The sequence below is a fragment of the Streptomyces sp. adm13(2018) genome, from assembly GCF_008042145.1.
Taxonomy (GTDB): Bacteria; Actinomycetota; Actinomycetes; order Streptomycetales; family Streptomycetaceae; genus Streptomyces.
Map to the genome: position 1 here is coordinate 18,571 of NZ_RDBH01000003.1, position 8,862 is coordinate 27,432.

General features: G+C 70.6%; 4 protein-coding genes. 2 read left to right on the forward strand and 2 right to left on the reverse strand.

Annotated elements, in window-relative coordinates:
* Nucleotides 1-207: 207 nt before the first annotated feature.
* Nucleotides 208-2,745, reverse strand: a complete 2,538-nt coding sequence (locus EAO70_RS00240) for a lectin (protein ID WP_410090894.1) — start codon at nt 2,743-2,745, stop codon at nt 208-210.
* Between the two features lie 372 nt (nt 2,746-3,117).
* Between EAO70_RS00240 and EAO70_RS00250 the strand changes: the two genes are divergently transcribed.
* Both EAO70_RS00250 and EAO70_RS00255 read left to right on the forward strand, forming a co-directional pair.
* Complete coding sequence (locus EAO70_RS00250; RefSeq protein ID WP_148001008.1) at nt 3,118-5,988, forward strand: PQQ-dependent sugar dehydrogenase; 2,871 nt, start codon at nt 3,118-3,120, stop codon at nt 5,986-5,988.
* 79 nt (nt 5,989-6,067) lie between these two features.
* Nucleotides 6,068-7,816, forward strand: a complete 1,749-nt coding sequence (locus tag EAO70_RS00255) for a ThuA domain-containing protein (RefSeq protein ID WP_148001009.1) — start codon at nt 6,068-6,070, stop codon at nt 7,814-7,816.
* A 219-nt stretch (nt 7,817-8,035) separates the two neighbouring features.
* Here the strand turns inward: EAO70_RS00255 and EAO70_RS00260 are convergent, their stop codons facing one another.
* Nucleotides 8,036-8,632 carry a hypothetical protein gene (locus EAO70_RS00260; protein ID WP_148001010.1) on the reverse strand — a complete coding sequence of 199 codons (597 nt, stop codon included), beginning with the start codon at nt 8,630-8,632 and terminating at the stop codon, nt 8,036-8,038.
* Nucleotides 8,633-8,862: the final 230 nt, after the last annotated feature.

Sequence of the window (8,862 nt, forward strand, 5' to 3'; positions counted from 1 at the left end):
GCGCGTCCTGTACCGCCCCCCTGCCCGCCGTGCCCGTCCAGGCCGGGGAGACAACCCAGCGCGCCGGGTAACCGGCCTCCACTGACCGGTCCTCGACGGCTCGGACGGCTCCACCACCCAGCCACGCGACCGTTCGCTCTGGTCGCCCCGCCAGCTGTGTGCGGGCCGCACACCGCGGTGTGCGGCCCGCACACGCCCGCCGTCAGGTCAGGGAAGGGCCCACTTCTGGGCGTCCGTCCCGTTGCAGGTCCACAGCTGGACCTTGGTGCCGTCCGCCGTGGCGCCGCCCGCGACGTCCAGGCACTTGGCGGACTGCGGGTTGCGCAGACTGCCGTCGGCCTGGGCCTGCCAGGTCTGGGCGCCCGATCCGTTGCAGGTCCACAGTTGGACCTTCGTGCCGTCCGCTGAGCCGCCGTTGGAGACGTCAAGGCACTTGCCGAGGACCTTCAGCGCGTCGTCCGCAGTCACCGTCCACTTCTGTGCGCCGGTGCCGTTGCAGCCCCACACCTGGATCTTCGTGCCGTCCGCGGTCTGGGAGTTGTCGACGTCCAGGCACTTGTTGCCGAGGCCCCGCACCTCTCCCGTGTGCGCCCCGCCGGCCAGTTGGTTGAGCGTGTACCAGGCCTCGGTGCTCCACAGGTTCTCGCCGGTGGACGAGCTGAAGGGTCGGGGCGAGCGGACGTGGACCACCCGGTCGGCCTTGAGACCGGGGATGGTCAGGGTGACCGTCTTGCGGTCGGCGGAGAGAGTAGCCGTCTGCGCGGTGAGCGTCTCCTCGTCGATCTTGGGGCCGCCGTAGCCGGCGGTCGGCGCGTAACGCCACTGCTCGATCCTGTAGTGCTTGGCCAGGTCGGTGGCCGTCTGCGTCGACAGCGGCTGGGTGTATTCCAGGGCGAAGCCGCCCGGTACGGCGCGCATGGCGCGGATGTCGAAGGCATTGGAGCCGTTCGGCGTCAACTTCTGCAGCCCGTACTTGAGTTTGCCCTCCTGTCCCCAGTTTCCGTCCGCGCCCAGCCCGCCCGCGTACAGTGCGCCGTCCGGGCCGATGCTGATCCGGGTCACGCCCGCCTCCAGGCCCTGGGTGAGCCGGAAGACCGCTCCCTGGTACTCGCCGCCCACCTTCTCCAGGAAGCCGCGCTGGACGCCGCCGTAGGTCACGTCGCCGAACAGCATCTGACCGGCGAACGGCCCCTCGGTCAGCTGGAGCGGTGTGCTGGGGGAGTTGCCTATCTCGTTCTGCGGCAGCCAGAGCACCGGCTTGGTCACCGGCCGGCCGTCGAAGGGGCCGGCCGGGTTCATGTAGTGGTTGAAGAAACGGCCCTGCTTGACGTGCAGCAGCTTCGACGAGGGGAGCCAGCCGCCCTGGTTGTCGGTGACGAAGATGTCGCCCTCGGGGCCCCATCCGATCCCGTTCGGGGTGCGCAGCCCGCCGGCGACGTACGACACCTCGCCGGTCTGCCGGTTCACCTTGACGGTGGTCCCGCGGTTCGGAGCCGGCTGCGGGTTCGTGGTCGCCCCGCCGTAGTTGATGGAGACCGACAGGTTCAGGTAGAAGAACCCCTCCTTGTAGAGGAGGCCGAAGGCGAACTCGTGGAAGTTGCCGCCGAAGGGCCAGGTCGCGACCCGGCGGTACTGGTTGGTGACCTCGTCCCCGTCGGTGTCGTTCAGCTCGGTCAGCTCGTGCTTCTGGGAGACGTAGAGCTTGCCGTCGACGTACTTGATGCCCATGGGCTCCTTCAGGCCCGAGGCCACCTTCTTCACCGTCACCTTGTCCGGGCCGGTGCTCCCCGTGACGTTGTCGAGCAGGTAGACCTCGCCCGTGGTGTTGTTGCTGCCGCCCCAGGTGGCGACGGCCAGACGGCCGTCCGGCAGCCAGTCCATCGCGGAGACCTGCGGCTCGAAGCCCTGGGGCCGGAGGCCGGTGAGGGTGTAGTTCGGGTGCACCCCGGTGAGCGGCAGGCCGTCGCCGGGGGTGTCCGCGACGCCCTCGCACTCCTTGCGGCCCGGCGCGGTCACCCGGACGACGTCGGCGTCCGTGCTCAGGGCCGAGTTCGGCACGACGCCGAAGCCGGTGGCGCCCGGCGGCTTCCAGGACAGCGTGACCTGCTGGCCGCCGTCGCGCTCGAAGTGCTCGATGCGCAGGGAGTGGACGCCCGCCGTCAGGTTCACGGTCGCGTCCTTGGGGTCCGGACCGTGCAGGCCGTCGTGGTTGATCACCACCTGGTCGTCGATGAGGAGGCGGGAGCCGTCGTCGCTGGCGAGGCGGAGGGTGTGGCTGCCCGCCTGCGCGACGTTGAGGTTGCCGGTCGTCTGGGTGACGAAGTTGGTGTCGAGGCCGAAGTCGGCGGTGGTGGACCAGTCGATGACCGGCATCAGCTTGTCGATGTTGGGGGTCTGACCGGGCTTCAGCACGCAGAGGTTGTTCAGCGCGACCTGCACGTCGAAGACGCGGAGCGTCACGCCGGGTGTCTGCGGGGGGAGCGCGGCGACGGAGCGGCCCTTGAGGATGGAACCGGCCGGGACGGCGGCGCCCTTCACACGGACGGGTCGGCTGGTGCCGACGGGATCCTTCGCGGGTCCCGAGGACACCGGCGAGGTCGGCGAGGTCGGGGACGGCGGGGACATGGGAGAGGTGGGAGAGGCGGGAGAGGCCGGGGAGGCCGCCAGGGCGGCGGTCAGGAACGAGGCGATGAGCGTGCCGGCCAGGCGTCTGACCGGTCGGTGGGGGTACAGCCGTGGATACACGTGACCTCCTGACGGTCCTTCAGGACGTGAAGGACTCGATCGGGCGAGGGAGGAATCCACCGCTGCCGGGACGCGCCGTCGGCCCGGACACGGAGGCGCTGCGGGCGGAACGGGAACGGGTCCGCACCGCCGCGACGGACACAGTAGGGACTTCTCCTGACACCGTCCATGCTTTGTCCCCGACGAGAATAAAGTGGCGACAACTTGCGCGCACCGGGTTACGGACTCCGACAAAGCCCGCTAACTTCCTTGAAATGAACCGGTCATGAGTTGGTGGCCGGTCCCTGCGGCGTGACGGCGCACGCCCCCTAGTACCTCGGCAGCACCCCGAGGCTTCCACCACCCCACCCCTGTCGGGAGACCCCTGTGCGCATGAGAACGCCCGGGCGCGGACGCGCCCGCTTCTTGCTGACCGCCGTGGCATGCACCCTCGGCTGCCTCCTGCCGGTGTCCCCAGCACACGCCGCGCCCGCCCACCGGGGCCACGGCACCGGGACCGGGACAGAGTCCACGGCAGCGGCCGCGGCCGCCCCGGAGTTCCAGCAGGTCACGCTGGCCAAGGGCGTGGCCGAGACCGGCGAGCCCATGACCCTGGCCGTGCTCCCCGACCGCTCGGTCCTGCACACCTCGCGCGACGGCACGCTCCGCCTGACCAATGCCGCGGGCACCACCACCGTGGCGGGCAGGCTCGACGTGTACAGCCACGACGAGGAGGGCCTGCAAGGCGTCGCGGCGGACCCGGGCTTCTCGACCAACCGGCAGGTCTACCTCTACTACGCCCCCAAGCTCACCACCCCCGGCGGAGACGCCCCCGCGGACGGCACGGCCGCCGACTTCACCCCGTACGACGGGGTCAACCGCCTTTCCAGGTTCGTCCTGCGCACCGACGGCACCCTGGACCTCGGCAGCGAGAAGAAGATCCTGGACGTCCCCGCCTCCCGCGGCCTGTGCTGCCACGTCGGCGGCGACATCGACTTCGACGCCGCCGGCAACCTCTACCTCTCGACCGGCGACGACAGCAACCCCTTCGCCTCGGACGGCTTCACCCCCATCGACGAGCGCGCCGGCCGCAACCCCGCCTACGACGCCCAGCGCTCGGCCGGCAACACCAACGACCTCCGCGGCAAGGTACTGCGGATCAAGGTGAACGCCGACGGCTCCTACACGATCCCCAGCGGCAACCTCTTCGCCCCCGGCACGGCGAAGACCCGTCCCGAGATCTACGCGATGGGCTTCCGCAACCCCTTCCGGATGAGCGTCGACAAGACCACCGGCACCGTCTACCTCGGCGACTACGGCCCCGACTCGGGCACCGCCTCGCCCGCCCGGGGACCGGAGGGCCAGGTCGAGTTCAACCGCATCACCAAGGCGGGCAACTTCGGCTGGCCGTACTGCACGGGCAACAACAACGCCTACACCGACTACGACTTCGCCACCGGCACCTCGGGAGCGGTGTTCCACTGCGCAGCCCCGAAGAACACCTCCCCGCGGAACACCGGCCTCACCGATCTGCCGCCCGCCCAGCCCGCCTGGATCCCTTACAACGGCTCCTCCGTCCCCGAGTTCGGCGGCGGCTCGGAGTCGCCCATGGCCGGCCCGGTCTACCGCTACGACGCCGCCTCCACCTCCGACGTGAAGTTCCCCCAGGAGTACGACGGGAACTTCTTCGCGGGTGAGTTCGGCCGCCGCTGGATCAAGCGGATCGAGGCCGCCGCCGACGGCACCGTGCAGTCGATCAACCCCTTCCCCTGGAGCGGCACCCAGGTGATGGACACCGCCTTCGGACCGGACGGCGCCCTGTACGTCCTCGACTACGGCACCGGCTACTTCAACGGCGACGAGAACTCCGCCCTTTACCGCATCGAGCACGTCACCGGCGGCCGCGCCCCGATCGCCCAAGCCCGCGCGAACCTCACCTCCGGCAAGGCACCGCTGGCCGTCTCCTTCTCGTCGGCCGGCACCTCCGACCCCGACGGCAACGCCCTCTCCTACGCCTGGACCTTCGGCGACGGCGCCACCTCCGCCGCCGCCGACCCCTCCCACACATACACCGCCAACGGCCAGTACACGGCCACCCTCAAGGTCACCGACACCACCGGCAGGTCGGCGACCGCCTCGGTCCTGATCACGGTCGGGAACACGGCCCCCACGGTCCGCCTCGACCTGCCCGCCGACGGCAACGTCTACGACTTCGGGGCGGCGATCCCGTTCAAGGTGACGGTGACCGACCCCGAGGACGGCACCGTCGACTGCTCCAAGGTGAAGGTCACCTTCATCGTCGGCCACGACAGCCACGGACATCCCCAGACCTCCGCCACCGGCTGCACCGGCACCCTGCAGACCCTCGCCGACGGGGAGCACGACCCCAACGCCAACATCTTCGGCGTCGTCGACGCCGAGTACACCGACAGGGGAGCCAACGGCCAGCCCGCCCTGACCGCCCACGACCAGCACGTCACCCAGCCCGCCCACCGCCAGGCCGAGCACCACACCGACGCCTCCGGGGTCCAGGTCGTCAGCCACGCCGCCGCGCACGGCGGAAAGACCGTCGGATACATCGAGAACGGCGACTGGATCGCCTTCCGTCCCTACGCCCTGGAGAACACGGACCGCTTCACCGCCCGGATCTCCTCGGCGGGCACGGGCGGCACGATCGAGGTGCGCGCCGGCTCCCCGACCGGCACCCTGCTCGGCACGGTCGCCGCACCCGTCACCGGCGGCTGGGAGACCTTCCAGGACGTGACCACCGCCCTCACCAACCGCCCGGCCGGCTCCACGACCCTGTACCTCGTCTTCAAGGGCGGCAGCGGATCGCTGTTCGACGTCGACGAGTTCTCCTTCACGACCACCGGCGGCGGCGCCCGCTCGGGCCCGGTCAAGGGCGTGAACGCCAAGTGCCTGGACGTCGACAACGCCGGCACCGCCGACGGTACGAAGATCCAGATCTGGACCTGCAACGGCAGCGCCGCCCAGACCTGGACGGTCCCCGGCGACGGCACCCTGAAGGCCCTCGGCAAGTGCCTGGACGTCTCGGGTGGCGGCAGCGCGGACGGTACGAAGGTCCAGCTGTGGACCTGCAACGGCACGGGCGCCCAGAAGTGGACGCCGCAGTCCGACGGCACGGTCCGCAACCCACAGTCGGCCAAGTGCCTGGACGCCTCGGGAGGCGTGTGGAACGACGGCACCCCGGTCCACCTGTGGACCTGCCACACCGGCGCCAACCAGAAGTGGACCCTGCCGTAGCCCTGCGGCTCCACACCCCCCGTACCCCCGCAGTCCACCGATTCGCACACACTCCCACGGACAAGGAGGCGACCGTTCCATGCGCACCCCCCTGAAAGCGGTCCTCGGCCTGCTGGCCTGTGCCGCCCTCTGCCTGACCCCCCAGGCGGCGGCCCAGGCCGCACCGCCGGGACACTCCGCCACCGCGGCCGGCACCGCCGTCGCGGACCCGGCCTACAAGGTCCTCGTCTTCTCCAAGACCGCCGGCTACCGGCACGCCTCGATCACCCCCGGCATCGCGGCCCTGCGCGACCTGGGCGCGGCGAACGACTTCACCGTCGACGCCACCGAGGACGCCCAGGCCTTCACGACCGGCAACCTCGGCCAGTACAAGGCGGTCGTCTTCCTGTCGACCACCGGCGACGTCCTGGACGCGGCCCAGCAGACCGCGTTCGAGCGGTACGTGCGGGGCGGCGGCGGATACGTCGGCGTCCACGCCGCCGCCGACACCGAGTACGACTGGCCCTTCTACGAGGGACTGGCCGGCGCCCTCTTCCAGTCCCACCCCGCGATCCAGTCCGCCACCGTCCGCGTGGAGGACCGGGCGCACGACGCCACCGCCCACCTGGGTCCCGCCTGGCAGCGCACCGACGAGTGGTACAACTACCGCACCAACCCCCGCACCACCGCCCGCGTCCTGGCCTCCCTCGACGAGTCCAGCTACACGGGCGGGAACATGTCCGGCGACCACCCGATCGCCTGGTGCAAGGGCTATGAGGGCGGCCGGGCCTTCTACACGGGCGGCGGCCACACCGACGAGTCGTACGCCGAACCCTCCTTCCGGCGCCACCTCCTCGGCGGCATCCGCTGGGCCGCGGGCATGACCGAAGCCGACTGCCGCCCGGAGACCGGCTACACCTCCCTCTTCGACGGCTCCTCCACCACCGGCTGGAGTCAGGCGGGACCGGGCGGGTTCGCCCTCGCCGACGGCACCCTCACCTCGCGGGGCGGCCTGGGCATGCTCTGGTACTCCGCCCGGGAGTTCACCGGCGACTACTCCGTCAAGCTCGACTGGAAGGCCCCCGGGGACGACAACTCCGGCGTCTTCCTCGGCTTCCCCGCCTCCGACGACCCCTGGTCCGCGGTGAACAACGGCTACGAGATCCAGATCGACGCCACGGACAGCGCCGACCGCACCACGGGCGCCGTCTACGGCTTCAAATCCGCCGACCTCGCCGCCCGGGACGCCGCCCTGAACCCACCGGGCGAGTGGAACACCTACGAGCTCCGGGTCACCGGCGAACGCCTGGAGATCTTCCTGAACGGCAGCAAGATCAACGACTTCACCAATGCCGACCCGGTCCGGAGCCTGCGCCAGGGCCACATCGGCCTCCAGAACCACGGTGACGGCGACGACGTGTCCTTCCGCAACATCCGGATCAAGCAGAACGGAGGACAGCCCGGTCCCCGCACGGGCGAGGTCAAGGGCGTGAACGGCAAGTGCCTGGACGTCGACAACTCCCAGTCAGCGGACGGTACGAGGATCCAGCTGTGGACCTGCAACGGCACCGGCGCCCAGAAATGGACGACCGGGACCGACGGCACGGTGAAGGCCCTCGGCAAGTGCCTGGACGTGTCGGGTGGCGGCAGCGCGGACGGTACGAGGGTCCAGCTGTGGACCTGCAACGGCACGGGCGCCCAGAAGTGGACGCCGCAGTCCGACGGCACGGTCCGTAACCCACAGTCGGCCAAGTGCCTGGACGCCTCGGGAGGCGTGTGGAACGACGGCACCCCGGTCCACCTGTGGACCTGCCACACCGGCGCCAACCAGAAGTGGACCCTGCCCTGACGGGACCGGCTTCGAGGGATGCCCGCCCGGTGACGCGGAGGAACGCGTCACCGGGCTCGCCCTCTCTCCCCTATCCCCGCCTGTCCGGCCGATACGATGCGCCTCTCAGGGCATGCGCGAAGGGCGGAATCCACCCTCCGCCATCATGATCGATCTCCCGATGCGGAATCCGACCCCGTCTCTTCGACATCATGTCCACCATGTGTGCCATGCGCCGCATCAGTGGCTGGGGTACCAGTGTTCGCCGGGAGCCAGGTGGGGGGCGAGGGTTCGGACGCGTTGCCACATGCCGTGGATCTGCTGGGCGGGTCGCTGCTGTTCGCCGTGGAGTGCGTTCAGGACGATCAGTCCGCAGGTCAGTGCGGGGACGGCCCACTGGGCGTAGGCGAGGTGGTGCTGTGCCTGGCCGGTGTCGAGGGGATGCTGCTCGGACTTCTCGGCGTCGTGGGGGTCGTCGGAGGCGGCGCGTTCGATCTTCTTGCCCGCGATGCGGGTGTAGGCGGTCGCGGCCAGGGCGGCGCCGGTGAGGACCGTCTTGGCGAGGGTGGAGGCGGCGACGCCCTTCTGGGCGGCGACCCTGGCGGCGTTCGCGCCGAGGAGACCGCTGGTGCCGATGAGGTGTGCGCCGATGGCGACGGCGCAGACGGGCGTCCATCTGGCCCAGCCCGAGCTCGCGATCCGGGCCTGCGCCTGCCAGGTGTCGCCTTGGTCCTTCGCGGCGCCGTTGAGGCCGACGGCGCCCATGAGGGATCCGCCGAACCAGGCGGCCAGGCCGACGTCGTGGAGGCTGCGCAGGACGGTGTTGCGCTCGGACATGGCGGGCTCCTAGCCACGGGGGGAGTGCCGGCGGGGTGACGGCACCTTCGTCACCGTCCCCCGAGATACGCAGCGGCGCATCCCGGCGTCACGAGCGGCCCATCGAAGCTTCGGCGACAGACCGGCGAGAGCCCTGGGCTGCCGACCCACGGACTAGCCGACTTGTCCGTGGGAGTGTGTGCGAATCGGTGGACTGCGGGGGTACGGGGGGTGTGGAGCCGCAGGGCTAC